The organism is Xanthobacter dioxanivorans (assembly GCF_016807805.1).
Lineage (GTDB): Bacteria > Pseudomonadota > Alphaproteobacteria > Rhizobiales > Xanthobacteraceae > Xanthobacter > Xanthobacter dioxanivorans.
The window spans coordinates 912793-937602 of the sequence record NZ_CP063362.1 but is presented as its reverse complement, the minus strand read 5'-3'; the positions used below and the strand labels follow the sequence as shown (position 1 = coordinate 937602).

Annotated in this window: 23 protein-coding genes; 16 read left to right on the top strand and 7 right to left on the bottom strand. The window is 70.2% G+C overall.

The genetic code is table 11. The features are described 5' to 3' along the window. Positions 1-21 precede the first annotated feature (21 nt). Positions 22-1902: a heavy metal translocating P-type ATPase gene (locus EZH22_RS04515; protein ID WP_203194574.1), complete on the top strand. Its 1881-nt coding sequence runs from the start codon at positions 22-24 to the stop codon at positions 1900-1902. On the opposite strand, the gene EZH22_RS04510 is transcribed toward EZH22_RS04515, so the two are convergent. The 4 genes from EZH22_RS04510 to EZH22_RS04495 all read right to left on the bottom strand — a co-directional run bounded on the left by EZH22_RS04510 (position 1853) and on the right by EZH22_RS04495 (position 7421). Further along, positions 1853-3085: a tryptophan 7-halogenase gene (locus tag EZH22_RS04510; RefSeq protein ID WP_203194573.1), complete on the bottom strand. Its 1233-nt coding sequence runs from the start codon at positions 3083-3085 to the stop codon at positions 1853-1855. The two genes, EZH22_RS04515 and EZH22_RS04510, sit on opposite strands and share 50 nt — an antisense overlap. A 13-nt stretch (positions 3086-3098) precedes the next feature. Then, positions 3099-5246: a LodA/GoxA family CTQ-dependent oxidase gene (locus EZH22_RS04505; protein WP_203194572.1), complete on the bottom strand. Its 2148-nt coding sequence runs from the start codon at positions 5244-5246 to the stop codon at positions 3099-3101. An 87-nt stretch (positions 5247-5333) separates the two neighbouring features. Beyond that, entirely contained in the window at positions 5334-6563 is a 1230-nt protein-coding gene (locus EZH22_RS04500) for an argininosuccinate synthase (RefSeq protein WP_203194571.1), read from the bottom strand. Between the two features lie 42 nt (positions 6564-6605). Continuing rightward, positions 6606-7421: a phosphatase PAP2 family protein gene (locus tag EZH22_RS04495; RefSeq protein ID WP_203194570.1), complete on the bottom strand. Its 816-nt coding sequence runs from the start codon at positions 7419-7421 to the stop codon at positions 6606-6608. 110 nt (positions 7422-7531) lie between these two features. On the opposite strand from EZH22_RS04495, the gene EZH22_RS04490 reads away from it, so the two are divergent. The 3 genes from EZH22_RS04490 to EZH22_RS04480 all read left to right on the top strand — a co-directional run bounded on the left by EZH22_RS04490 (position 7532) and on the right by EZH22_RS04480 (position 10057). Beyond that, positions 7532-8146: a 2-hydroxychromene-2-carboxylate isomerase gene (locus EZH22_RS04490; protein WP_203194569.1), complete on the top strand. Its 615-nt coding sequence runs from the start codon at positions 7532-7534 to the stop codon at positions 8144-8146. A 135-nt stretch (positions 8147-8281) separates the two neighbouring features. Further along, a complete protein-coding gene (locus tag EZH22_RS04485) occupies positions 8282-8980 on the top strand; it encodes an orotate phosphoribosyltransferase (protein ID WP_203194568.1) in 699 nt (232 codons plus the stop codon). A gap of 6 nt (positions 8981-8986) precedes the next feature. After that, positions 8987-10057: a quinone-dependent dihydroorotate dehydrogenase gene (locus tag EZH22_RS04480; protein WP_203194567.1), complete on the top strand. Its 1071-nt coding sequence runs from the start codon at positions 8987-8989 to the stop codon at positions 10055-10057. Positions 10058-10064: 7 nt separating this feature from the next. Here the strand turns inward: EZH22_RS04480 and mscL are convergent, their stop codons facing one another. Continuing rightward, positions 10065-10487, bottom strand: a complete 423-nt coding sequence (mscL, locus tag EZH22_RS04475; protein WP_203196376.1) for a large conductance mechanosensitive channel protein MscL — start codon at positions 10485-10487, stop codon at positions 10065-10067. 260 nt (positions 10488-10747) lie between these two features. On the opposite strand from mscL, the gene fabA reads away from it, so the two are divergent. From fabA to EZH22_RS04445, 6 genes are all read left to right on the top strand, one after another. Continuing rightward, positions 10748-11290: a 3-hydroxyacyl-[acyl-carrier-protein] dehydratase FabA gene (gene fabA / locus EZH22_RS04470; RefSeq protein ID WP_203194566.1), complete on the top strand. Its 543-nt coding sequence runs from the start codon at positions 10748-10750 to the stop codon at positions 11288-11290. 54 nt (positions 11291-11344) lie between these two features. Further along, positions 11345-12562, top strand: a complete 1218-nt coding sequence (gene fabB, locus EZH22_RS04465) for a beta-ketoacyl-ACP synthase I (protein ID WP_203194565.1) — start codon at positions 11345-11347, stop codon at positions 12560-12562. Positions 12563-12707: 145 nt separating this feature from the next. Continuing rightward, entirely contained in the window at positions 12708-13580 is an 873-nt protein-coding gene (gene fabI / locus EZH22_RS04460) for an enoyl-ACP reductase FabI (RefSeq protein WP_203194564.1), read from the top strand. A 4-nt stretch (positions 13581-13584) separates the two neighbouring features. Next, a complete protein-coding gene (locus tag EZH22_RS04455) occupies positions 13585-14280 on the top strand; it encodes a DsbA family protein (RefSeq protein WP_203194563.1) in 696 nt (231 codons plus the stop codon). A 151-nt stretch (positions 14281-14431) separates the two neighbouring features. After that, complete coding sequence (locus EZH22_RS04450) at positions 14432-15190, top strand: bestrophin-like domain (protein WP_203194562.1); 759 nt, start codon at positions 14432-14434, stop codon at positions 15188-15190. 187 nt (positions 15191-15377) lie between these two features. Continuing rightward, positions 15378-16268 carry a cation diffusion facilitator family transporter gene (locus tag EZH22_RS04445; protein ID WP_203194561.1) on the top strand — a complete coding sequence of 297 codons (891 nt, stop codon included), beginning with the start codon at positions 15378-15380 and terminating at the stop codon, positions 16266-16268. A gap of 238 nt (positions 16269-16506) precedes the next feature. On the opposite strand, the gene mog is transcribed toward EZH22_RS04445, so the two are convergent. Further along, the gene (gene mog, locus EZH22_RS04440) at positions 16507-17040 is read right to left on the bottom strand and encodes a molybdopterin adenylyltransferase (RefSeq protein WP_203194560.1); all 534 of its coding nucleotides are present in this window, start codon (positions 17038-17040) and stop codon (positions 16507-16509) included. Between the two features lie 638 nt (positions 17041-17678). Between mog and EZH22_RS04435 the strand changes: the two genes are divergently transcribed. Together EZH22_RS04435 and EZH22_RS04430 are read left to right on the top strand one after the other, a co-directional pair. Beyond that, a complete protein-coding gene (locus EZH22_RS04435) occupies positions 17679-18491 on the top strand; it encodes an amino acid kinase family protein (protein ID WP_203194559.1) in 813 nt (270 codons plus the stop codon). Positions 18492-18502: 11 nt separating this feature from the next. After that, a complete protein-coding gene (locus EZH22_RS04430; RefSeq protein WP_203194558.1) occupies positions 18503-19336 on the top strand; it encodes an amino acid kinase family protein in 834 nt (277 codons plus the stop codon). A gap of 106 nt (positions 19337-19442) precedes the next feature. On the opposite strand, the gene EZH22_RS04425 is transcribed toward EZH22_RS04430, so the two are convergent. Continuing rightward, positions 19443-21155 carry an AAA family ATPase gene (locus EZH22_RS04425; protein WP_203194557.1) on the bottom strand — a complete coding sequence of 571 codons (1713 nt, stop codon included), beginning with the start codon at positions 21153-21155 and terminating at the stop codon, positions 19443-19445. Positions 21156-21599: 444 nt separating this feature from the next. Between EZH22_RS04425 and EZH22_RS04420 the strand changes: the two genes are divergently transcribed. From EZH22_RS04420 to EZH22_RS04405, 4 genes are read left to right on the top strand one after another with little or no spacing between them, the layout of a single operon-like run. Beyond that, a complete protein-coding gene (locus EZH22_RS04420; protein WP_203194556.1) occupies positions 21600-22472 on the top strand; it encodes a branched-chain amino acid ABC transporter permease in 873 nt (290 codons plus the stop codon). Next, positions 22472-23314 (top strand): branched-chain amino acid ABC transporter permease, encoded by an 843-nt coding sequence (locus EZH22_RS04415; RefSeq protein WP_203194555.1) that lies wholly within the window; start codon positions 22472-22474, stop codon positions 23312-23314. The genes EZH22_RS04420 and EZH22_RS04415 overlap by 1 nt, the downstream gene beginning before the upstream one ends. Then, positions 23311-24072 (top strand): ABC transporter ATP-binding protein, encoded by a 762-nt coding sequence (locus EZH22_RS04410; protein WP_203194554.1) that lies wholly within the window; start codon positions 23311-23313, stop codon positions 24070-24072. The genes EZH22_RS04415 and EZH22_RS04410 overlap by 4 nt, the downstream gene beginning before the upstream one ends. A gap of 3 nt (positions 24073-24075) precedes the next feature. After that, entirely contained in the window at positions 24076-24804 is a 729-nt protein-coding gene (locus tag EZH22_RS04405; protein WP_203194553.1) for an ABC transporter ATP-binding protein, read from the top strand. The last annotated feature ends 6 nt before the right edge of the window (positions 24805-24810 follow it).

The window sequence follows — 24810 nt, the reverse complement described above, 5'->3', positions numbered from 1 at the left end:
GTGGGCTTGGGGGCGGCGGCCATGATGCGGCAGCCGGGCGCCGCGCGGGACCGCTTTTTGCTGGTCGCCGCCGCCGTGCTGCCCCTTGCCGCCGGCCTCGGCCTCGCGGCATTCGGGCGGCCGGAGGCGGCCCACCTCGCCTTCATCCTCGGCACGCTGCCGGTGCTCGCCGTGCTGCTGTTCGACATCGCCCGCTCCCTGCGCGAGGGGCGGTTCGGCCTCGACATTCTCGCCGCCCTCTCCATGGCGACGGCGCTCGGCTTCGGCGAGCCGCTGGCGGGCAACGTGGTCGCGCTCATGTATGCCGGCGGCCAGCAGCTGGAGCGGTTCGCGGAGGGCCGCGCCCGCCGGGAGATGACCGCGCTCGCCGCGCGCGCGCCCCGCACCGCCATCCGGCGCGAGGGCGAAGCCCTGAACGAGGTGCCGGTGGAGGCCGTCGCGCCGGGGGATGTGCTCCTGGTGCGGCACGCCGATACGGTTCCGGCGGATGGGATCGTGCGCGGCGGAGCGGCGGTGCTCGACCTGTCCTCCATCAACGGGGAGGCGCAGCCGGTGCGCGTGAGGGCGGGCGAGGAGGCGCCCTCGGGGGCGATCAATGCCGGCGGCGCCTTCGAGATGGACGTGGTCCGGCCTGCGGGCGAAAGCACCTATGCCGCCATCGTCCGCCTGGTGGAGGCCGCGGCGGCGAGCCGGGCGCCCATGGCGCGGCTCGCCGATCGCTACGGGCTCGTCTTCCTGCTGGTATCGCTGGCCCTCGCCATCGGGGCGGCGCTCGTGGCGGGAGATCCGCGGCGCGCCCTCGCGGTGCTGGTGGTGGCCACGCCTTGCCCGCTGATTCTCGCGGTGCCCGTGGCGCTGATGGCCGGGCTGTCGCGCACGGCCAAGCGCGGCGTGCTGGTGAAGAACGGCGGGGCACTGGAGAAGCTGGCGCGGGTCGGCGCCCTCGTCATCGACAAGACCGGCACCCTCACCCACGGACGGGCGGGGCTCGCCGAAATCCGCGCGGCGGAAGGTTTTCCGGCGGACGAGGTGTTGCGCCTTGCCGCCTCCCTCGACCAGGCGTCCAGCCATGTGGTGGCGTCCGCCCTGGTGGACGCGGCGCAGGCCCGCGGCCTCGCCTTGTCGCCGCCGCGGGCGGTGGAGGAGGACGGCGGCGTCGGCATTTCCGGCATGGTGGGCCGCCGGCAGGTGGTGGTGGGCGGCTCCGGCTTCGTTGTCGCGCGGTCGGCGGGGGATCCGGCGCCGTTGCGCGCGGGGCTGCCGCCGGCGAGCGCGATCGTCGCGGTGGCGGTGGACGGCCGGCTCGCCGGCATCATCGCGCTCGCCGACACGATCCGGGAGGATGCGTCGCAGATGCTCGCGGCGCTGCGGGCCGGCGGGGTGAGGCATATCTGCCTCGCCTCGGGCGACCGGTCGGAGGCGGTGGCGGCCCTCGGCGGCAGTCTCGGCCTCGATGCCTGGGCGGGGGAGCTCTCGCCGCAGGACAAGGTCGCCTGCGTCCAGGCGGCGCGGCGTCAGGCCGGCGAGCGGTCCGGGCGATCCGGGGCGGTGATGATGGTGGGTGACGGGGTCAACGACGCGCCCGCCCTCGCCGCCGCCGACGTGGGGGTGGCCATGGGCGCGCGCGGCGCGGCCGCGTCCGCCGAGGTGGCGGACGTGGTGCTGCTGGTGGACCGGCTGGACCGGCTCGCCGAGGCCATGGCTATCGCGCGGCGCGCGCTGGCGGTGGCGCGCCAGAGCGTGTTCTGGGGCATCGGCCTGTCCCTCGCCGGCATGCTGGCGGCGGCCTTCGGCTATCTGGAGCCGGTCGAGGGCGCGCTGCTGCAGGAGGCCATCGACGTGGTGGTCATCCTCAACGCCATGCGGGTGCTGGTGCCGGGGCGGGGAGAGGGCGCGGCGTAGCCGATGGCCCGCCGCCCGCCGGCGTCGGGGCGGACCGAGCCTCCTGCGTGGTCGGGCGGCGGGCGCGCCAGAACGGCGCGTCGGGCCAGCGGCCCTCGGCCGCGTAGAAGGCGGCGCGCAGGCGCACATTGGCGGTGAAGCGCGCGAACAGGCGCGCCTGATAGGCGAGGAGCGGGGCGGGTCCCACTCCGGCGCGGGCATCCGCGATGGCCGCGCCGGCCGCAAGGCCATCGTCGAGCGCCCGGACGATGCCCTGGGACAGAAGCGGATCGCAGCTGGCGGCGGCATCGCCCACCGCCAGCCAGTCCGCGCCGGCCACCGCGCTCAGGATGGCGGTGGGGGCGATGCGGACCTGCGGGGTCGCGGCTTCGTCGGGTCTTCCGCCAGCGAGCACGGGGCCGACGAGGCGGGTCTCGGCGAGCGCCGCGCGCAGGGCGCCGGCCTGCGGCAGCCCGGTTTCGCGGGCGGTCGCGGCGTCGGAGGCGCGGGCGACCACCATGCGTCCGCCGGGCACGCGGCTCGCATACCACCAGCCCTCGGGGACGGCCTCGACGAAGGTGCGGGGCGGCACGTCCCCGGGCCTGCCGAGGGGGAGGACGAGGCAGTGAAAGACAAGCTCGTCCAACCGGTTGCGTGCCACCTTCAGGCCCCGCAGCGCCACTGCGCCGATGCCCGAGGCGTCCACCAGGAAACCCGCCTCCACCGTTCGCGGCCCGGATGGCCCGTCGAAGCCGAGGGCGTAGCCGCCGGCCGCGCGGCGCACGATGGTGCGCAGCTTCAGCGGGGTGAGGACGGGAACGCCAAGCGCTTGCGCCCGCTCGCGAATCTGCCGGTCGAAGGCGGCGCGGTCGAGATGCCAGCCGGCGCCGAAGGGAAGGAAGACCGCATCGTTGTGGCCGGGCTGCTCCTTGCCCCACAGCGAGGTGCCGCCCGTCGCGCTCAGGTGCCCGGCCGCGGCGAAGCGGTCCCATGCGCCCAGGCGCTGCAGCAATGGCACGGCGGCGCCGGGGATGGTCTCGCCGATGCGGATGGCGCCAGGCTGCCCGCCGGCGTCGAACAAAGCGATGCCGCCGACGCCGCGCTGCGCCAGCGCGATGGCGCACGAACATCCGGCGACACCGGCGCCGACGATGGCGATGTCCACCCGTGTCGGCGGCGTGTCGGGCCGGATGTCGGGCGACATGTCGGCCATCGCCTCAGGGCGCCGGCGGACTGTTGAAGGTCGGCCACGGCGCGACCGCCTGGGTGGCATCGGCGGGGAAGCCGCAGGCCACCTCCAGGAACGGGTCGTCGGCCGAGGCCGCCCGCGCGGCCGGATCGATGCGGCTCGCCTGCACCACGAAGCCCACCTGGTGCCATTGCGAGATGAAGGTGATCTGCTCCTGGAAGCGGCCGGCATTGGCCGGATAGGGGGTCGCGGTGCCGGTGCCGCGGATGGCGAACAGCTGCGGCCCCGGGGTCCAGCCGGTGGCGGGATCGAAGCTGGCGAGGGCCTGCGGGTAGACCACCACCGGCCGCTCGGCCGGCCACGACCAGTAGAGGGCCTGGTCGTTGGCGGGGTTGGGGTCGAGGGGGTGCGAGGCGCAGTGGTTGTAGTCCGTGTGCCAGGGCACCGCCATGAACTTGGTGAGATCCCCGGGCTCCGCCGGGGCGGTGCGCAGCGGCACGTAGCCGACCGAGAGGAACGGGGCATCCGCCCGCGCCTTGGCGTAGTCGAGCCGGGCGGCATTGATGCGGAAGGCGCCCGCGGACGCCCAGTCCCGCACATAGAGGTTCGGGTCGCGCACCGGGAAGGAGACTTCGATGCCGGGGCTGAAGCGCCCGCCGAGGCAGTTGGCGAGGGCGACGCGGTCGAGGTCCTCGCCCGCCCCCAGGGCGTTGCGCGGACCCGGCGTGAAGCGGTGGCGGTGCCATTGCTTCAGCAGGAAGAACTGGGTGTGGGTGAGGGTGAGGAACGGCCGGTCGGTGTCGCCCAGCGCCAGCGGCATCATCGGCGCGCCGGTGGCGAAGGTCTTCGGATCGGAAGGGTTGCGGATCAGGGCGTCGAAATAGGGGATCTTCTGCGTCGGGTCGTCCGCCGGCGTGATGGCGCCGATGCGGTTGTGGGCGGCCACCGCCGGGGCCGGCAGGTTGGTGTTCCAGCGCTGCAGCGTCACCGCGTGGAACAGGGGGCGGATGTCGTCCTCGAAGGCGGGGGTAAAGTCCGGGTTGAACGCGCCGTTGTCATGGAGCGCGGGAGCGAGGGCGAGCTTGCGCACGAAGGTGTCGTAGACCTCGTCCCAGGCGCTGACCACGTTGCGGGTCTGCGGGGCGAAGCCGGGATCGCCGGTCATGGCCCAGGCCCCGGTCACCGTGTCGGTCGAGCCGTCGTCATAGACGATGAGGGCGTTCACCGGCCCGTCGCTCATGTCGTCGAACCAGTCGGTGTTCTCCGCCCCCCAGTATTCGCTGACGCTCGGCAGGGCGCCGTTCACGTCCATGCCGACCGCAGCCCCGAAGCCCGGGGCGAAGATGAGGCGCCCGGAGCCGGCCTCGATGCGGATGTCGCCGAGGCGCGTGAGCGGCGCGGAGGGGGCGTGCAGCTTGAAATGGTCCTGCGGGAAGGAGACCGGATATTGGGGCAATGCCTGCACCGGGGCCTTCGCCGCGGCGGCGGGCTCGGCCATGCCGCTGGCCGGGGTCTGCCGGTCGAACGCGAGCACCGTGTCCGCGGCTGCGCGGGCCGAGAGGGCGCGCGGGCCCGGGTCGATCACCAGCCGGCGCAGCCGGTCCGGATTGTCGAGGGGCCCGTCCTGCGGCCGGCGGACGGGCGGCAGCTTGCCGTTCTCGAAGCCGGCAAGGGCCGGGAAATGGCCCGGCGTATCCATCATGGCGTAAGTGTTGAGCTTCTTGTTGGCCACATGGACCTGCCAGACGATGTCGGCCACCGTCCGGCCGTTCACCAGCGATCCCTGGCGGATCTCGGTGCTTTCCCCGGTCGGATAGCCGCCCTTCGCATAGGCATAGATGCGAAAACGGATGGCCTGCCGCTTCAGCCGTCCCTGGGCGTCGCGGAAGTCGGCCGCGGTGATGGGCCGGTCGGTCGCCGGATCGAGCGGCAGGCCGCCCCAGATCGGCGGGCCGGAGCGCGGCAGCTCGCCGGCCGCGGTCTCCGGCGCCAGATAATAATCGGGGCTGTTGCCGACGCGGGCGATGCCGATGGCGGGATGGATGCGGAAGACCGGCTTCGGCGCGGCCGGGGCCGGCTGGCCCCGGGCCTCGTCCCCCGTGCGGGGGGGCAGCGCCGCCGCGGCGGCAAGCAGCGTCGTGCTCGCCGCCCCTTTCAGAAGGTCTCGCCGATCCATGCTCGCGCCCCCGCCCCGGTCAAGCTTTGGCGGAGTGTGCGCAGAGTTTCCTGCGGGAAAAAGCCGAAAGTGGCCTTCGGCCCGCTCTTATTCGGAGATCTTGCGCGCCCGGCTGCCGAGGGTGCGCAGCCGCAGGGCGTTGAGCTTGATGAAGCCCGCCGCGTCGCGGTGGTCGTAGGCGACCGCGCCTTCCTCGAAGGTGACCAGATCCTGGTTGTAGAGGGAGTAGGGGCTCTTGCGGCCGATGACGGTGGTGTTGCCCTTGTAGAGCTTCACCGTCACCTCGCCGGTCACGAAGGCCTGGGAGTGGTCGATGGCGGCCTGCAGCATCTCGCGCTCGGGGGAGAACCAGAAGCCGTTGTAGATGAGCTCCGCATAGCGCGGCATCAGCTCGTCCTTGAGGTGCGCCGCGCCACGGTCCAGCGTGATGCTCTCGATGCCGCGATGGGCGGCGATGAGGATGGTGCCGCCGGGGGTCTCGTAGACGCCGCGGCTCTTCATGCCGACGAAGCGGTTCTCCACCAGGTCGAGCCGGCCGATGCCGTTGGCCTTGCCCAGCTCGTTGAGGCGGGTCAGCAGGCTGGCCGGGGACAGCGCCTCGCCGTTGATGGCCACCGCGTCGCCCTTGTCGAAGGCGATGGTGATGATGGTGGGCTCGTCGGGCGCGGCTTCCGGGGAAATGGTGCGCTGGTAGACGTATTCCGGCGCGTCCTCGGCCGGATCCTCCAGCACCTTGCCCTCGGAGGAGGAGTGCAGCAGGTTCGCGTCCACCGAGAAGGGGGCCTCGCCGCGCTTGTCCTTGGCGATGGGGATCTGGTGCGCCTCGGCGAACTCCAGCAGGCGGGTGCGGGAGGTGAGGTCCCATTCGCGCCAGGGCGCGATGACCGTGATGTCCGGTTCAAGCGCGTAATAGGCCAGCTCGAAGCGCACCTGGTCGTTGCCCTTGCCGGTGGCGCCGTGGGACACCGCGTCGGCGCCCATCTTCCGCGCGATCTCGATCTGCTTCTTGGCGATCAGCGGCCGGGCGATGGAGGTGCCGAGCAGGTACAGCCCCTCATAGACCGCATTGGCGCGGAACATGGGGAACACGTAGTCGGCGACGAATTCCTCGCGCACGTCCTCGATGAAGATGTTCTCGTCCTTGATGCCGAGCAGCTGCGCCTTCTTGCGCGCCGGCTCCAGCTCCTCCCCCTGCCCGAGGTCGGCGGTAAACGTGATCACCTCGCACTTGTAGGTGGTCTGGAGCCATTTGAGGATCACCGAGGTGTCGAGCCCGCCGGAATAGGCCAGCACCACCTTCTTCACGTCACGCGCCATCACGTCTCTCGGGGGTTTTCAAGGTGAACAAAGCGGCGCGGACTATAGGCCGGCGCCGCGCCGTGGCAAGTAGCGCGCCGCAACGGCGCGCCCGCCGCGCCAGACGAGGCGGGCAAGACGGATCGCCGACCGCCAGGCCATGCGCACGAAAGCGTGGAGGCCGAGACCGATGCGGCCGATGGCCCGTTCCACCTGGTCGTCGGTCGGCGGGCGGGCGCGGTCGTAGAGCCACAGGCGGGTGAGGGCGACGATCAGCACCACGAGGACGGCGGAGAACACCACGTCGGTGAAGAAGTGGCCGCCAAAGGCGATGCGCAGGCCGCCGGCGACGGCGCCGAAGGTCACCGCCGCCACCATGGCCACCGCCCCCGCCGGCCCCGGCACGAGGCTCGCCGGCGCCGTCAGCCAGAAGCCCAGCGCGCCCTCGCCGGAGACAAAGGAGCAGTTGCCGGGGCAGGTGCCGTCGGTTTCATACCAGGACTTGAACGCGTCCTTGCCGCCGAAGCTGTCCACGTGCACCGGGCGCGGCCGGCCCCATTCCTGTTTCAGGATGCCGTTGACGATGAGGCCCGGCCCCACCGCCATGGTGAGGGCCAGCAGCACCGCCGCCCGCGCCGGCATGAACATTTTTCCCGCTGGGAAGATCAGTTTCAGCACGATGGCGGCGAAGGCCGGGGCGGCGATGGCCCAGGGGATATAGTTGGCGAGGGAGCGGGCGGTCCGGGCCCACGGCGCGGCGGCGAGCGCGAAATTGCGCCGCGAGGCATCCCAGAACAGGCTGGAGATGGCCATGTCCCATTGCGGGAAGACGGTGAACAGGATCGCCACGGCGGCCCCGGTCACCAGCGCGAAGAACACCACCCACTTCAAAGTGTCACCCGCTCCCGCCCCGCCTTGATCCGGAGCTCTTGCGAAAGGCCCTCGCTCCGCCGCACAGTCGGCAGGCGATGTACAGGCAGGATAAGCCCATGGCCAGCGCCCCCCTCGATTTCTATTACGACTTCTCCTCGCCCTACTCCTACCTCGCCGCGGCGCGAATCGCCGCGCTGGCGGAAGGCGCCGATGTGCGGATCGCCTGGAAGCCGTTCCTCCTGGGGCCGATCTTCGCCGCCAAGGGCCATGCCACCTCCCCCCTGGTCTCCGACCCGGACAAGAACGTCCACATGTGGGCGGATGTGACGCGGCTGGCGGAACTCTACCACCTGCCGCCCCTGCGGCGGCCCGATCCGTTTCCGGTCAACAGCCTGCTGGCGGCCCGCGTGGCGCTCCATCTCAACGACGCCTGCCGCCCCGCCTTCACCCGCGCGGTGTACCGGGCCGAATTCGCCGAGGGCCGCGACATCGCCGACCGGGAGACCATCTACCACCTGCTGGCCGGGCTCGGGCACTTCTTCGAGGAGGTCATCGACGAGGCGGAGCGCCAGGAGAACAAGGACCGCCTCCGGGCCCAGACCGAGGCGGCCAGGGCCGAGGGCGTCTTCGGCGCGCCCACCTTCATCGCCGCCGACGGCGCGCTGTTCTGGGGCAACGACCGGCTGGAAATGGCCCTCGACCACGCCCGGCGCCTCGCCCGGGCGGCCTGAGGCGGTCGCGACGGCGGGACGGAAGGCGGCAAGGAAGGCGGCAAGGAAGGCGGGAACTGTGCCGCATGGGCTGTCGCAATGCGGCGCGGCTCTGATATATGCGCGTCACAGTCCTGCGACCGAGGCCCACTTTCCATGGCGAACGTCACCGCATTCCCGGACAAGGCTACCATCGCCGAGCAGACCGCGCGGATGCTGCTCGAGGTGGAGGCGGTCCGCTTTTCCTCCGGGGAACCGTTCATCTTCACCTCCGGTTGGGCCAGCCCGGTCTATATCGACTGCCGGCGGCTGATCTCCTTCCCCCGGGTCCGCCAGACGCTGGTGGATTTCGGCATCTCCACCATCTTCCGCGAGATCGGCTACGAGCAGTTCGATGCCGTGGTCGGCGGCGAGACCGCCGGCATTCCGTTCGCGGCCTGGGTCGCCGACCGGCTGATGCTGCCCATGCAGTATGTGCGCAAGAAGCCCAAGGGCTTCGGCCGCAACGCCCAGATCGAGGGCCACCTCGCCCCCGGCCAGCGCGTGCTGCTGGTGGAGGACCTGACCACCGACGGCAAGAGCAAGGTGAATTTCGTCAACGCCCTGCGCACGGCCGGCGCCGAGTGCTCGCACTGCTTCGTCTTCTTTTATTACGACATCTTCTCGGAGGCCTCGGGCATCCTGGAGGACGCCGGCCTCACCCTGCACCGCCTCGCCACCTGGTGGGACGTGCTGGCGGTGGTCAAGTCCATGAACCGATTCGAATCGGCGCAGATCGCGCAGATCGAGGCGTTCCTGCACGATCCCCACAGCTGGTCGAAGGCCCACGGCGGCACCGCCACCACCGGCGAGTGACGCCGGATGGATGTCTACGCCCTCGTCCGGCCGTTCTTCCGCTTCGTCTCGCCCGAGCGCGCCCACGGCCTCGCCGTGCGCGCGCTGAAGACCGGGCTCGTGCCGGAGCTGTCCGGACCGGATGATCCGGTGCTGGCGACGCGGGTATGGGGCATCGCCTTCCCCAATCCGGTGGGGCTGGCGGCCGGCTTCGACAAGCATTGCGAGGTGGCGGACCAGGTGATGCGCCTCGGCTTCGGCTTCGTGGAGGCCGGCACCGTGACGCCCCGCCCGCAGCCGGGCAACCCCATGCCGCGCCTGTTCCGGCTGGATGAGGACGAGGCGGTGATCAACCGCTTCGGCTTCAACAGCGAGGGCCTTGCCCCCTTCGTCTACCGGCTCGGCAAGCGCCGGTCCGCCGGTGCCACCGGCATCGTCGGGGCGAACGTGGGGAAGAACAAGGAGAGCGAGGACACGCTGGAGGACTATGCCGCCGGCGTCTCCGCCACCTGCCGGCTGGCCGACTACGTGGTGTGCAACGTCTCCTCCCCCAACACGCCCGGCCTGCGCGCGCTGCAGGCGCGGTCCGAGATGGAGGCGCTGCTGGCCCATCTCATCGCCGTGCGCAACGCCTCCATTCCCGATCCGGCGGGCCGTCCGCCCCTGCTGGTGAAGGTGGCGCCGGACCTCGACGACGCGGCCCTCGCCGACGTGGCGGAGGTGGCGCTGCGCACCGGCGTGGACGGCATCGTCATGGGCAACACCACCCTGTCGCGCCCGGCGAGCCTCAGGAGCGGGCACAGGAGCGAGGCCGGCGGCCTGTCCGGCAAGCCGCTGATGGCGCTGTCCACCGAGCGCCTCGCCGCGCTTTCCCGCCTGGTGGGCGGCCGGCTGCCGCTCATCGGCGCGGGCGGCATCGGCTCCGGGGCGGACGCCTATGCGAAGATCCGCGCCGGGGCGAGCCTGGTGCAGCTTTATTCCGCCCTGGTGTTCCACGGGCCGGGCCTGGTCGGCCGGATCAAGGCGGACCTCGCCGCCCGCCTCAAGGCGGACGGCTTCGCCGCGGTGGCCGACGCCGTGGGCGCCGACGTGCGCTGAACCCGCGTCAGGGCTGGCCGGCGCGCTGGGCCAGAAGGTCGCGGATCTCGGCAAGCAGCGTTTCGGTTCGGCTGGGCGCCGCCGGCGGCTTGGCGGCCTCGGCCCGGCGCAGCGCGTTGAGGGTGCGCACCACGAGGAACAGCACCGCCGCGACGATCATGAAATTGATGGCGATGGTGATGAAGGCGCCATAGGCCAGCACCGCGCCCTGCTTCTTGGCGTCGGCCAGGTTCTCGGCGGTGACGGTCTTGGCCAGCGGGATGAAGTGGTTCGAGAAATCGAGCCCGCCGGTCACCGCGCCGATCACCGGCATGAACACGTCGCCCACCAGCGAGGTGACGATGTTACCGAAGGCGGCGCCGATGATCACGCCGACGGCGAGGTCCACCACGTTGCCGCGAACCGCGAACTCCTTGAACTCCTTCAGGATCGGCATTCTTGTCTCCCTTCGCCGCGACTGATGCGGGCCTGAGAATAAGGCCCGCATCACGGAAGGGAACGCGGTCGCATGCGGGCCGGTTCGCCCGCCGGCGCGGTTTCCGCCTGCCCGTGACGCTTTCATGACTTTGAGCGCGCCCCTGCCTATGTTAGGGAGGGCCGCCGCCGGCGACGGAGGCGGGCTTTCGGGCTCAATGGAAACGACCCTCATGAGCCTCGCGCATCATGGGCATCATGGCGACAAGCTTAAGAATGGCGGACCGGCAGACCAGCTTCGAGTATGAGGATCTTCTCGCTTGCGGACGCGGCGAGCTGTTCGGGGCCGGGAACGCGCAATTGCCCCTGCCACCCATGCTGATGTTCGATCGCATCGCGGAGATTTCCGAGACCGGTGGCGAGTTCGGCAAGGGCATGGTGCGCGCCGAGCTCGAGGTGAACCCCGATTTGTGGTTCTTCGGATGCCACTTCAAGGGCGACCCGGTGATGCCCGGCTGCCTGGGCCTCGACGCCCTGTGGCAGATGGTGGGCTTCTTCCTCGGCTGGCTCGGCTCGTCGGGCCGGGGCCGCGCGCTGGGGCTCGGCGAGCTCAAGTTCTCCGGCCAGGTGTTGCCCGACGTGAAGAAGGTCGTGTACGGCGTGGAACTGAAGCGCGTCATGCGCTCCAAGCTCGTGCTCGGCATCGCCGACGGGTGGGTCGCCGCGGACGGCGTGGTGATCTACCGGGCGAAGGATCTGAAGGTCGGCCTGTTCCAGGCCGAGGTGGCGCCGGTGGCGGCGGGAGCCGTGGGCGCCTGACAAGGCGCCGCCACGATCCGTGGCCATAATGGTGCTTTCCAATGGGGATTTGACATGCGGCGCGTCGTCGTCACCGGGATGGGCATCGTCTCGTCCATCGGCAACACCACGCAGGAGGTGCTTGCCAGCCTGCGCGAGGCCAAGAGCGGCATCTCCTTCGCCGAGGACTATGCCAGGCTCGGCTTCCGCTCCCAGGTGCACGGGGCACCGACCCTGAACGCCGAGGAAGTGGTGGACCGCCGCGCCATGCGCTTCCACGGCGGCGGCACCGCCTGGAATCACGTGGCCATGGACCAGGCCATCCGCGATTCGGGCCTGGAGCCCGGCGAGGTCTCCAACATCCGCACCGGCCTGATCATGGGCTCGGGCGGCAGCTCCACCAAGACCATCGTCGATTCGGCCGACATCGCCCGCGACAAGGGTCCCAAGCGCGTGGGGCCGTTCGCGGTGCCCAAGGCCATGGGCTCCACCGCCTCGGCGACCCTGTCCACCTGGTTCAAGATCAAGGGGCTGAGCTATTCCATCTCGGCCGCCTGCGCCACCACCAACATCTGCATCGGCAACGCCTACGAGCTGATCCAGCACGGCAAGCAGGACATCATCTTCGCCGGCGGCTGCGAGGACCTGCACTGGACCCTGTCGGTGCTGTTCGACGGCATGGGGGCCATGTCCTCCAGCTACAACGACCGGCCCCTGGTCGCCTCCCGTGCCTATGACAAGAACCGGGACGGCTTTGTCATCTCCGGCGGCGCCGGCGTGCTGGTGCTCGAGGAGCTGGAGCACGCCAAGGCCCGCGGCGCGCGCATCTACGGCGAGATCGCCGGCTACGGCGCCACCTCCGACGGGGTGGACATGGTGGCCCCCTCGGGCGAGGGCGCGGAGCGGGCGATGAAGCTCGCCATCTCCGGCATCAAGGCGCCCATCGACTACATCAACCCGCACGCCACCTCGACGCCCATCGGCGACCTCAAGGAGATCGAGGCCATCCGCGCCGTGTTCGGCGCCGCGTGCCCGCCCATCTCCGCCACCAAGTCGCTGACCGGCCATTCCCAGGGCGCGACCGGCGTGCACGAGGCGATCTATTCCATCCTCATGATGCAGAACGGCTTCATCTGCGAGAGCGCCAATATCGAGGAGATCGATCCGGCCTTCGCGGACATGCCGATCGTGCGCCAGCGGATCGACAACGTGTCCCTCGGACACGTCCTGTCCAACGGCTTCGGCTTCGGCGGGACCAATGCGAGCCTCGTGATCAAGCATGTGGACGCCTGAGGAGCCGCAGGCTTGAGGGATCGTCCGCCGGATCGTTCGGGCGGCGTTTACGATTGGACATGAATGGTGAAGGCGCCGGTGGCGCCTTCCATGGCGCCACCCGGCGTGGTCTGCTATCGGCGTTTCAGGCGCAAGAGGTGGGTTGATGCAGGACCTGATGAAAGGCAAGCGCGGCCTGGTGATGGGCGTGGCCAACGACCATTCCATCGCCTGGGGCATCGCCAAGGCCCTGGCGGCGCAGGGCGCCGAGCTCGCCTTCACCTATCAGGGCGAGGCGGTGGCCAAGCGGGTGAAGCCGCTGGCCGAGAGCCTCGGTTCCTCCATCCTCCTGCCCTGCGACGTGGAAGACCTCGCCAGCGTCGACGCGGTGTTCCAGGCGCTGAAGGACCGCTGGGGCAGCATCGATTTCCTGGTGCATGCGGTGGCCTTCTCCGACAAGTCGGAGCTGAAGGGCCGCTACGCCGACACCAGCCGGGAGAATTTCTCCCGCACCATGGTCATCTCCTGCTTCTCGCTCACCGAGGTGGCCAAGCGCGCCGCGGCGCTGATGCCCAACGGCGGCTCCATCGTGACCCTCACCTATGGCGGGTCGACGCGGGTGATGCCCAACTACAACGTGATGGGCGTGGCCAAGGCGGCGCTGGAAGCTTCGGTGCGCTACCTCGCCGCCGATTACGGCGCGGCCGGCATCCGGGTGAACGCCATCTCGGCCGGCCCCGTGCGCACCCTGGCCGGCGCGGGCATCGCCGACGCCCGGCTCATGTTCAACTACCAGAAGCGCCACGCGCCGCTGAAGCGCACGGTCACCATCGAGGAAGTGGGCGGCTCGGCCCTCTACCTCCTCTCCGGCCTGTCCGCCGGCGTGACCGGGGAGATCCATTTCGTGGATTCCGGCTACAACATCATCTCCATGCCCCATCCCGACGTGCTGAAGGCCCAGGAAGACGCCGAGGCCAAGCTCGCCGGCGAGGCTCCGGTGAAGCCCGCCGGCGAGGCCCCGGTGAAGGCCGCCGAATAAGCCCATGCGGCGGCTCGGGGAGGCGGGAGGCGGCGGACCGGCCGCGACGGCGCTCACCCGGCGGACGTTTCTGGGCGCCGCCGGCCTCGGCCTTTTCGGCGCGAGCTTCCCCGGTGCGACCACGGGCCACGCCCAGCCGACCGCCGCCGCCGGCATCCCGATCAGCGAGGAGGCGCGCCGGCTGCTCGCCGCCTTGCCCGGCAAGGCGGTCATGGGGGCGCGGGTGCCGCCGCTGGTGACCGAGCTCGTGGATTTCAACGCCCCCGGCTGGCGCCGTTCGGCGGACGACATGCGCACGCTGCTGGCGGGCGACCCCGGCCTGGCTTATGCCGTGGTGCAGGCGCCGCGGCTCGACGTGGGCTCGGTGGAGGCGGCGCGGGTCGCCCTGGCCGTGCTGGCCCTCGATCCGCCGCGGTTCCAGGCCTTCTACGAGGCCCTGGCGCGGGGCGAAGGCCCCATCGACGGGGTCAGGGCGCTCAACGTGGTCCGCGCCGAGGGCATCGACCACTACAAGGTGTTCCGGGCCTCCAACCAGCCGGACGTCACCGACAGCCTGTCCAGGGCGGTGGAGCTCGTCTCGGCCCTGCGGGTGATCGATCCGCCGGCTTATGTGATCGGCGGGCAGGTCTGGACGGGCGAAGTGGACCTCGCCCGCAAGCGCGCGCTCATCGCCGCCGCCCGCGCCTGCGGCGGCTGCTGAGGCGACGCCGGAACCGGGCCGCCCGGCCGGGCGGGGAATCGTTGCGCCCTGACGCTGCGTCCGGCGTATTTCCCTCTTTACCTCTTTCCGCGGACAGGCTGGTATCCCGCCCGAACCGCCATGGTCCGGGCGGGAAGGGGGAACGAGGGGGATGGACGCGTTGATCGTCGCCGTTTTGGTGTTCCTGGGCCTCTTCGGCGGGGCCTGCGCCGGCATGTGGGGAGCGCGCCGGCTCAAGGAGCACCACCTTTCCAAGGAAACGCAGGAGGCGGTGAAGCTCGGGGTCGGCATGGTGGCGGCCATGGCGTCGCTGATCCTCGGCCTGATGACTGCCTCGGTGAAGGGGAACTTCGATTCCACCGCCAAGGACGTGCAGCAGTACGCCACCTATCTCATCACCCTCGACGTGGCGCTGCGCCATTATGGCCCCGACGCCGTTCCGATCCGGGCCGCGCTCGGCGACTACACCCGCAACGCCATCGCCGAGACCTGGCCGGATTCCGGCATGCCCCCGAAGATCGGCAGCGCCGATTCGGAGCAGCGTCTCTCCGAGGTCGGCCACCTCATCCGCGCCCTGGAGCCCAGGACGACGGACCAGACCGAGCTCAGGGGCGAGGCGATCGAACGCTACAAGTCGCTGGCGGCCCTGCGCTGGGTGCTGATCGAGGAGAGCGCCACCCAGGTCCCGCCCGTCTTCATCGGCGTGATCATCGTCTGGCTCACCCTCATCTTCCTCAGCTTCGGTCTGTTCGCGCCGATCAACGGGGTGTCGCTGGTGGTGTTCCTGCTGTGCGGCGTGTCGCTCGGCGGTGCGATCTTCCTGATCCTGGAGATGAGCACGCCCTTCGACGGCATCATCATCGTGGCGCCGGACGCCATGCGGAAGGCGCTGTTGCATATCGCGGGCTGATGCCGGCGGGGCCGTCCGCGTCAGCCGCGGAACAGGCCGGCGCCCTCGGCGGTTGCGCCGCCCCCGCGCAGCGGCTAGAGGCTCGCTGTCCGCCCCTGCCGCGCTCCTTCGGGATGGCCGCGGGGCGGACGCGGATGCGGGCCGGTGATCGGTCGCACGGTCTTTCCAAGGGACAGGGGAGGCGGGAATGGGCCGCAAGACCCTTTGGGTGGCGGCGGCGAGCGTGCTCGTCGGCATCGCCGTCCTCGGCCTCAAGACGCTCGCCTGGTGGGTGACCGGCTCGGTGGCGCTGCTTTCCGACGCGCTCGAGAGCATCATCAACGTGGCGGCGTCCGCGGCGGCGCTGCTGGCGCTCAACGTCTCGGCGCGGCCGGCGGACGCCAACCACCAGTACGGGCACCACAAGGCGGAATACCTCTCCGCCGTGCTCGAAGGGGTGCTGGTGGTGATCGCCGCCCTCACCATCATGCGCGAGGCCTATAACGGCTTCCTCGATCCCCGCCTGCCCGAGCAGCCGCTGAAGGGCATGATGCTGAACGGCGCCGCGACCGCGCTCAACGGGGTGTGGTGCATGGTGCTGCTGCGCGTCGGCAAGGCGCAGCGCTCGCCCGCGCTGGTGGCCGACGGCAAGCACATCCTGACCGACGTGGTGACGTCGGTCGGCGTGCTGGGCGGGTTCGTGCTGGTGCCCATCACCGGCTGGCCGCAGCTCGATCCGCTGCTCGCCGGGCTGGTGGCGCTGAACGTGCTGTGGACCGGCTGGGGGCTGATGAAGGATTCCGTCGGCGGCCTCATGGATGCGGCGGCCCCGCCGGAGGTGGTGGCGCGCATCCGCGAGCTCGTGTCCCTCCATGCCGCCGGCGCCATCGAGGCCCACGACCTGCGCACCCGCCATGCCGGGCGCATCACCTTCGTGGAGTTCCATCTGGTGGTGCCCGGCGGCATGACGGTGGCGGCGGCGCACGACATCTGCGACCGCATCGAGAGCGCCTTCGAGAAGGACATGGACGACGCGGTGATCACCATCCACGTGGAGCCGGAAGGCGAAGCCAAGCACCGCGGCGTGGTGGTGCTGTAGGGGAGGGTGGGGTGGAGAGCGGAGAGCCGCGCCACCCCTCACCCCCGCCCTCTCCCGCAAGGGGAGAGGGAGTCCGGCCGGTTTCCAGTCAGAAGAATTGTCTCAGTCGTACACCGCCGGTGTTCCCTCTCCCCTTGCGGGAGAGGGTTAGGGTGAGGGGGGCGCGCTGCCGCCCTCCTGTCTCCTCCGGCGCCGCGTCGCGGCCGGCCCGGGCGGTTGCCGCGGGACGGCGAGCCCCTCACGCCCCCTTCGGCCGGAACGCGGCGACCACCGCCGGGTCGGTCTCGATGCGCGCCGCGCCGATGAGGTCGAGGCAATAGGGGATCGCCGGGAACACCGCCGCCAGGCACACCGCGATGGAGGCGGGCTTGCCCGGCAGGTTCACGATCAGGGTCCGCCCGCGCACGCCGGCCTCCTGCCGCGACAGGATGGCGGTGGGCACCTCCTCAAGGCTGATGCGCCGCATCTGCTCGCCGAAGCCCGGCAGCGGCTTCTCGATGACGCCGGCCATGGCCTCCGGCGTCAGGTCGCGGGGGGCGGGGCCGGTGCCGCCGGTGGTGAGCACGAGGTCCGCCCCCGCCGCATCGGCGAGATCGATCAGCGTGTCGCGCACGCTCTCGAAGCCGTCGGGAATAACCCGGTAGTCCGTGGTCCAGGCGCTGGTGACGGCGCGCCGCAGCCAAGCCTCGATGGCGGGGCCGCTCAGGTCCGCGTAGGTGCCCGAGCTGGCGCGGTCGGAAATGGTGACGATGCCGATGCGTGCTGGTGCCATGATGGGTGCGCGGGTCCCTGAAAGAATGTGGCCGGCATTGTAGGACCGGATTCGCCCCGCCGTCTCCTGTCGCGCCGGCAGCGGCAATGCGGCGCACGAGCCGGGCGGCGCCATCGGGTCGGCGCATGCTCCTCCTGGCTTTCCCGCGATGGATGCAGATGCCCGATGCAGCGCGAGCATACGTTTTCAGCTTGCCTTGCGTCGGCGAAACCGTATTCATTCGGATACATCTTCTCGGCTGTGTTTTTTCCGGAGGGGGAGGTCGGATCGGGGCGATCGCAGCGCCGGGATCAAAATGCCGGATCGGGGGGGCCTCGCCCCGCGCGAGCTGTCCCACCTGCGGCGGGTGAAATGCTCCGGCTCCGTGTTTCAACGCATTTTCTTCACGCGGAGCCGAATTCGCGCCGCTTGAAAACGCTTCAGGACCCCGTCGCCGCCGGCACGTTTCCCGTCGGCGGGCTCGCCCCTGGGGGCGCCGGAGACCCGGGTCGATGACCAGGACTTCGGAAGCATGTTTTTTGTAAAGTTTTTCACGACATGTAGATAATACGTATTATTCGCATATTGAATTGTATTTTTGTAAGATGTACGGGCGCATCTGAAGAAAAATAATATGTGACAACAGCGAAAGGCACCCCATGGCCAATACGACGGCGGAGCTCGATGCGCTCCTCATGCAGCGATCGCTGACCGATCCGCAGCTTCTGGCGGCGGCGGAGGCGGCGGCGGACTTCCGGATCCTGCCGGACGCGACCGTGATCAAGGTCGGCGGGCAGAGCGTCATCGACCGCGGCCGCGCGGCGGTGTACCCGCTCATCGACGAGATCGTCGCCGCCCGCAACGACCGCAAGCTGCTGATCGGCACCGGCGCCGGCACGCGGGCCCGCCACCTTTATTCGATCGCGGCCGAGCTGAACCTGCCGGCGGGCGTGCTGGCGCAGCTCGGCGCCTCCGTCGCCGACCAGAACGCCGAGATGCTGGGCCAGCTCCTGGCGAAGCACGGCATCTCCAAGGTCGACGGCGCCGGGCTCTCGGCGGTTCCGCTTTTCCTGTCCCAGGTGAACGCCGTCGTCTTCAGCGGCATGCCGCCCTACTCGCTGTGGATCCGCCCCGCCGCCGACGGCGTCATCCCGCCCTACCGCACCGATGCCGGCTGCTTCCTTTTGGCCGAGCAGTTCGGCTGCAAGGCGATGATCTACGTGAAGGACGAGGATGGCCTCTACACCGCCAATCCCAAGACCTCGAAGGACGCCACCTTCATCCCGAAGATCTCGGTGGACGAGATGAAGGCGCGGGGCCTGCACGATTCGATCCTCGAATTCCCGGTGCTCGACCTGCTCGCGGCGGCGCGCCACGTCCGCCAGGTGCAGGTGGTGAACGGCCTCGTCCCGGGCAACCTGACCCGCGCGCTCGCCGGCGAGCATGTGGGCACCATCATCACCGCGAGCTGAGAGCCAACGCCATGTCCGACACCATCAGCGACATCAAGCACGTCGCCTCCCCGCTCGCGCGCCAGACCCTGCTCGACGGCCAGCTCACCCGCCCGGTCGCCGGCGTCAGGCCCATCCGGCTCCTGCCCTGGCTGCAGGTGGTGAAGATCGGCGGCCGCTCGATCATGGACCGCGGCCCGGACGCCATCCTGCCGGTGGTGGACGAGCTGCGCCGGCTCCTGCCCGAGCACCGCATGCTGATCCTCACCGGCGCCGGCATCCGCGCCCGGCATCTTTATGGGGTCGGCCTCGACCTCGGCCTGCCGGTGGGCTCGCTCGCCCCCCTCGCCGCGAGCGAGGCCGGGCAGAACGGCCACATCCTCGCCTCGCTGCTGGCGCCGGAAGGCGTCTCCTATGTGGAGCACCCGACCATCGCCAGCCAGCTCGCGATCCACCTCTCCGCCGCCCGCGCGGTGGTGGGAAGCGCCTTCCCGCCGTATCACCACCACGAGTTCCCCGGCGCGCGCATCCCGCCGCACCGGGCCGACACCGGCGCGTTCCTGCTCGCCGACGCGCTGGGCGCGGCCGGCCTCACCATCGTGGAGGACGTGGACGGGGTGTATACCGCCGACCCGAAGGGCCCCGAAGGCGCGACGGCGCAGCTCCTGCCCGAGACCACGGTCGCGGAGCTCTCCGCCCACGCGGGCACGCTGCCGTTCGACCGCGCCCTGGTGGAGGTGATGGCCACCGCCCGGCACATCGAGCGGGTGCAGGTGGTGAACGGCCTCGTGCCCGGCCGCCTCACCGCCGCGCTGCGCGGCGAGCACGTGGGCACCATCGTCCACACCGGCGCCCGCCGGAACTGAGCGCGTCCTTTGCGTCCCGTCCCGTCAGCCCTCCGGGGCTGACGGGCTCAGGGGCGCCGCGCCGTCCCAAGGTTCACCCGTCCCAAGGTTCACCCCGCCCGAACGCTCACGCCGCTTCCAGCGGCGGCACGTCCAGCGCCCGGAAGATGGCGCAGCGGCGGAACGCGTCGATGCCGGGCGGCTCGTTCTTCTGCGAGCAATACTTGGCCACCAGCTTGGCGAGGCCCTTGATGTCGCGGCCCGAGGTCTCCGGGAACATGGTGACCAGCGTGCCGATGAACTCGTCGGTGAGCGGCAGGCCGAACTGGTCCGCCATCACCCGCCAGATCTTGCGGCGGTCGTCCGGGCCGGGGGAGTGGTATTTGATCAGCGCGATGCAGCGCGAGACGATGGCCTCGTCGATGTCGTCCACCCGGTTGGTGGTGAGGAACAACAGGCCGTTGAAGTATTCGAGCACCCGCAGGAACACGCCGACCACGGCGTTCATGGTGAGGTTGTCCTGCCGGCGCTTGATGTAGACGTCGGCCTCGTCGATCAGCATCACCGCGCCCCAGCGCTGGGCGCGGGTGAGGGCATCCTTCAGCGCCTGCTCCATGTGGGCCACGTCGAGGCCGAGCTGGCCGGAATGCACCCGGTAGAGCGGGCGCTGGATGATCTCCGAATAGACCTCGGCGGTGAGCGTCTTGCCCACCCCGGGCGGGCCGGCGCACAGCACGGTGGTGCCGCCGGACTTGCCGGCCACCACGTCGTCCATGAGCGTGTTCATCTCGGCGGTGAGGATGTCGATGAGGTCGGTCTGCTCCGGCGGCAGCACCAGCTTGTGCTTCAGCTCCGGGTGGTACTCGTAGGGCTTGATGTCGTCCACGTGCACCCACACGTGGTGGTGCAGCTCCAGATGGAACATCAGGATCAGCGGGTGGATCGGCATGTCGGTGAACGAGCCCTTGCGCACGTTCGCCTGCGCCGCCTTCAGCGCCTCGTCCACCGCCATGTGGAAGAGGTTCTGCTTGTCCGCCTTCTTCACGATCTTGTCGAGGAAGAAGCCGGATGTCTCCGCCCCGAGGGTGCGCTCGCCCAGCAGCTCCTCGTCGTTCACGAGCCGCGCCTGCGAGCCGGAGGACGACAGGACGAGAACCGATTTGCGCGCCCAGTCGGTGTCGCGGCGGTTGGCGGTGGGGTCCTCGGCGAAGATGCCGGTGCCGGTGCCGGAGAATTGGTGGCCGTAGCGGGCGCGCCACTCGAAATAGCGCACCATCTGGTCGTCGAACGACGCCAGGAGGCCCTCGTCCTCCATCAGCCAGCCCTTGGCCGCCAGGGTGCCGGGGATGGTGAGCCCGCGCAGGTCCTTGGAGCGGATCAGCAGGTTCTCCACATGGACCTTGCCGCGATTGTTGGCCTTCAGCTCCACGATGAGGCGGCCGGCCTCCTCCTCGCCCGGCGGCGTGTAGTCGAGGCGGGTGATGAGGTAGGGCTCGGGCTTGCCGCCGGGATTCATGCGGAACAGCCAGCCGCGCACGCAGGTGTTCACGAAATACAAGGCGAGGGCGCCGGCGAGGTCCTCCAGTTCCTCCGGGGCGAAGCGGCGGCCCTCGTCGCGGAACACCCCGACGAGGTTGGCCAGCTGCTCCTCCTGCCCGCGGATGGCGGTGCCGCCATTCTTCAGCACCAGGCCATGCAGGTGGGCGAGCTCGTCCGGCTGCAGCGTGTCGAGCCCCAGCTCCATGCGGGTGCTGAGGCGCGGCTGGGCGAGCAGGTGCGCCTGATCCGGGAAGGCCTCGACGAGGGATTCGACGACCAGGCGTTCGACGATGAGCTTCATGGCGGCCTCACGGTGACGAACGATGTCCGGGCTTCGACAAATTTGGCCGACCTGCGACAGACCCTGGCATCGGAAGGGGGTTGAAGCGACGTTGGAAAGGGGTTGAAGCGACCTTGAAAAGGGTCAGAGCAAGAACGGGGCCGCGCTCCGGTTTCGCCCGGCACGGGTTGCGGCAGGTCAATGCGGCTGCCCGTCCCTTGTGCATCGCGGCGCCCATCGCCGCGCCAGCCGGACCCGCCGGCGGCGCGGGTTGGGGGCTATGCAAGTCATTGGCATCACGGCAGAAGTCACGCGTGGCGGTGGGCCGGCCGCGGTGGCGTCCAATACTGAAATCCGCCTGAAATTTCAGCTTGAACAGCAAGGCGAAATAGCTTTGTATGTTATCTAATTTCCGGCGCCGCCCCACGGTTCCGGCCCGCCTTCCAGCGAGGTTGCCCCGCCGCCATGCTCGCCCAGCAGATCGTCAACGGCCTCATGCTCGGGGCCATCTACATGCTGGTGGCGGTGGCCTTCACCCTCGCCATCGGCGTGCTCAACTTCCTCAACTTCTCCCTGCCGGGCCTGTTCATGGTGGGCGGCATGCTCGCCTTCGGGCTGATGAAGGCGGGCTGGCCCTTCCTCCTCGCCGCCGCCGGGGCGCTGGCCGCCGCCGCGTTCGCCTCGCTCCTGGTGGAGCGGTTCGCCTACCGGCCCATGCAGGGTGGCGACCCGGAGGTGCCGCTGGTGTCCTCCCTCGGCTTCCTGGTGCTGCTGGAAAACCTCATGCTCATCCAGTACGGCTCGGACCAGCAGGCGTTCCCGGCGCTGCTGCCCGATCTCAATTTGCGCCTCGGCGGCCTCGTCATCGGCATCGCCCAGCTGATTTCGCTGGCGCTGTCCCTCGGCCTCGTCGCCTTCCTGTCCTGGTACCTCTCCTCGACCGCCGCCGGCCGGCGCATCCGCACCGTGGCGGAGAACCGGGAGACGGCGCAGCTCTTGGGCATCGACATCTCCCGCCTGGTGCCGCAGCTGTTCGTGGCCTCGGCCCTGCTGGCGGCGCTGGCGGGCATCCTGTTCGCGGTGAACTACCAGCAGGTCTCCCCCTTCATGGGCGAGGGGGTGGGCTTCAAGGGCGTGGCCGCCATGATCGTCGGCGGCATGGGCTCCATCTGGGGCGCGGTGCTGGGCGGGCTGGTCATCGGCCTTGCCGAGGTGCTCTCCATCTCGCTCATCGGCGCCGACGTGGTGAACATCTCGGTCTACGGCCTGCTGCTGCTCATCCTCATCGTGCGGCCGCAGGGCCTCGTCGGCCGCGCCGCCAGCCGGGAGAAGCTGTGATGAGCGGCTATCTCACCGGCGTCCTCGTCGTCCTCGCCTTCAACGTGATGGCGGCCTATGCGGTGTACCTGCCGCTCGCCGCCGGCCAGCTCAACCTCGGCATCGCCGGGTTCATGGCCATCGGCGCCTATGCCTCGGCCTTCCTCACCAACGAATATGCCTGGCCCATGTGGGTGGCGATCCCCGCCGGATCGGGGCTCGCGGGCCTCGTCGGCCTCGCCATCGGCTTTCCGGTGCTGCGCACCCACGGCATCTATTTCGCCATGGCCACCTTCGCCCTCGGGCAGGTGATCTCGGCCGTCTTCCTCAACCTGGAAGTGGTGGGCGGCGCGGCGGGCTATCCGGTCACCGATTATGCGGGGCCGAGCGTGGTGTTCGCGGCGGCGGCGGGGGTGGTGCTGGTGATGCTGCTGCTCTCGCGCACCCGCTTCGCCCTCTACCTCACCGCGGTCAAGAGCGACGCGACGGTGGCGGACCTGCTCGGGGTGTCGGTCCGCGGCATGAAGGTCGCGGCCTTCGCGCTGGGCGCCATGGTGGCTGGCTTCGGCGGTGGCCTCTACGCGCACCATTACAGCTTCGTCGAGGCCCAGCATTTCAACGTGCTGTTGTCCGTCTTCACCGTGCTCTACGTGCTGTTCGGCGGCACCCAGACGGTGTGGGGCCCGCTGGTGGGCGCCGCCTTCTTCACCCTGGTGCCGGAGCTGCTGCGCGCCTCCGACCAGTGGCGCTACGCCCTCTTCGCCGTGTTCATCATCGTGTTCATGGCGGTGCGGCCGCAGGGGCTGGTCACCACCTCTCTCTTCCGCCTGTTCCGGCGCCGTCCCGCGGAGGTGTCCTCATGAGCGCGGCCCTCGCCATCTCCGGCCTGTCCAAGTCGTTCGCCGGCGTGCGCGCCATCCGCGACCTCTCCTTCCGCGTGCCGAAGGGCGTCACCACCGCCCTCATCGGCCCGAACGGGGCGGGCAAGACCACGGTGTTCAACCTGGTCAGCGGCGTCTACGGCGTGGATGCCGGGCGCATCGAGGTGAACGGGGTGGATGTCACCGCCATGCCGTCGCGCAAGCGCATCACCACCGGGGTCGCCCGCTCGTTCCAGAACATCCGCCTCATGCCGCATCTCTCGGTGCTGGAGAACCTTCTGGTCGGCCAGCACGTGCGGGCATCCTCGCTCAAGGCGCTGCTCACCCCCTACCGCCTCGTCCCCAGCCACCGCTGGAAGCGGGAGGCGCGCGACGCGCTGGAGGAAACCGGCCTCGGCCGCTGGGCGGACGAGACGGTCTCCACGCTCCCCTACGGGGTGAGGAAGCGCATCGACCTGGTGCGGGCGACCCTCGCCGGGGCCAGCCTGCTGATGCTCGACGAGCCCGCCGCCGGCCTCAACCCCAGCGAGACCAACGCCTTGCGCGATCACCTCACCGCCCTGATGGCGAAGGGGATCACCCTGCTCGTGGTGGAGCACGACATGCACTTCGTGGACTCGATCTGCGAGAACGTGGTGGTGCTGAACTTCGGCGAGAAGATCGCCGAGGGCCCGCTGTCGCGCGTGCGGCAGGATCCGAAGGTGCGCGAGGCCTATATCGGCACGGACGAGGAGGCCTGAGCCATGGCGCTGCTCGAAGTCTCCTCCCTTTCCGTCTCCTACGGCCGCGTCGCGGCCCTCGCCGACGTGTCGCTCACGGTGCGCGAGGGCGAGATCGTCACCGTGCTCGGCGCCAACGGCGCGGGAAAATCCACCCTGCTGAAAGCCATCCTCGGCGCGGTGCCGGTGAAGGGCGGCGGCATCACCTTCGCCGACATCGACCTCACCCGCGCCGCCCCGCACAAGCGCATGGCGCAGGGCCTGGTTCTGGTGCCGGAGGGCCGGCGCATCCTCATCTCCCTCACGGTGGAGGAGAACCTGCTGCTGGGCGCCCACATGCGCACCGACACGGGCGCGGTGCGCGGCGAGATGAACGCCATCTACGACCGCTTCTCCAATCTCGCCGAGCGCCGCCACATGCCGGCCTCCTGCCTCTCCGGCGGCGAGCAGCAGATGCTGGCCATCGGCCGCGCCATGATGGCGCGGCCCCGCCTGATGATGCTGGACGAGCCGTCGCTGGGGCTTTCGCCTTTGTTCGTCTCGAAGCTGTTCGACCTCATCCGCGAGCTCAACGCCGGCGGCCTCTCGGTGCTGCTGGTGGAGCAGAACACCGGCAAGGCCCTGAAGGTGGCCCATGCCGCCACCGTGCTGGAGCTCGGCCGGGTGACCATGGCGGGCGAGCCCGCCGCGCTCGCGGCCGATCCGCGCCTGCAGGCGGCCTATCTCGGCGGCGGCTCCGCCCCCGCCCATTGATCCGAA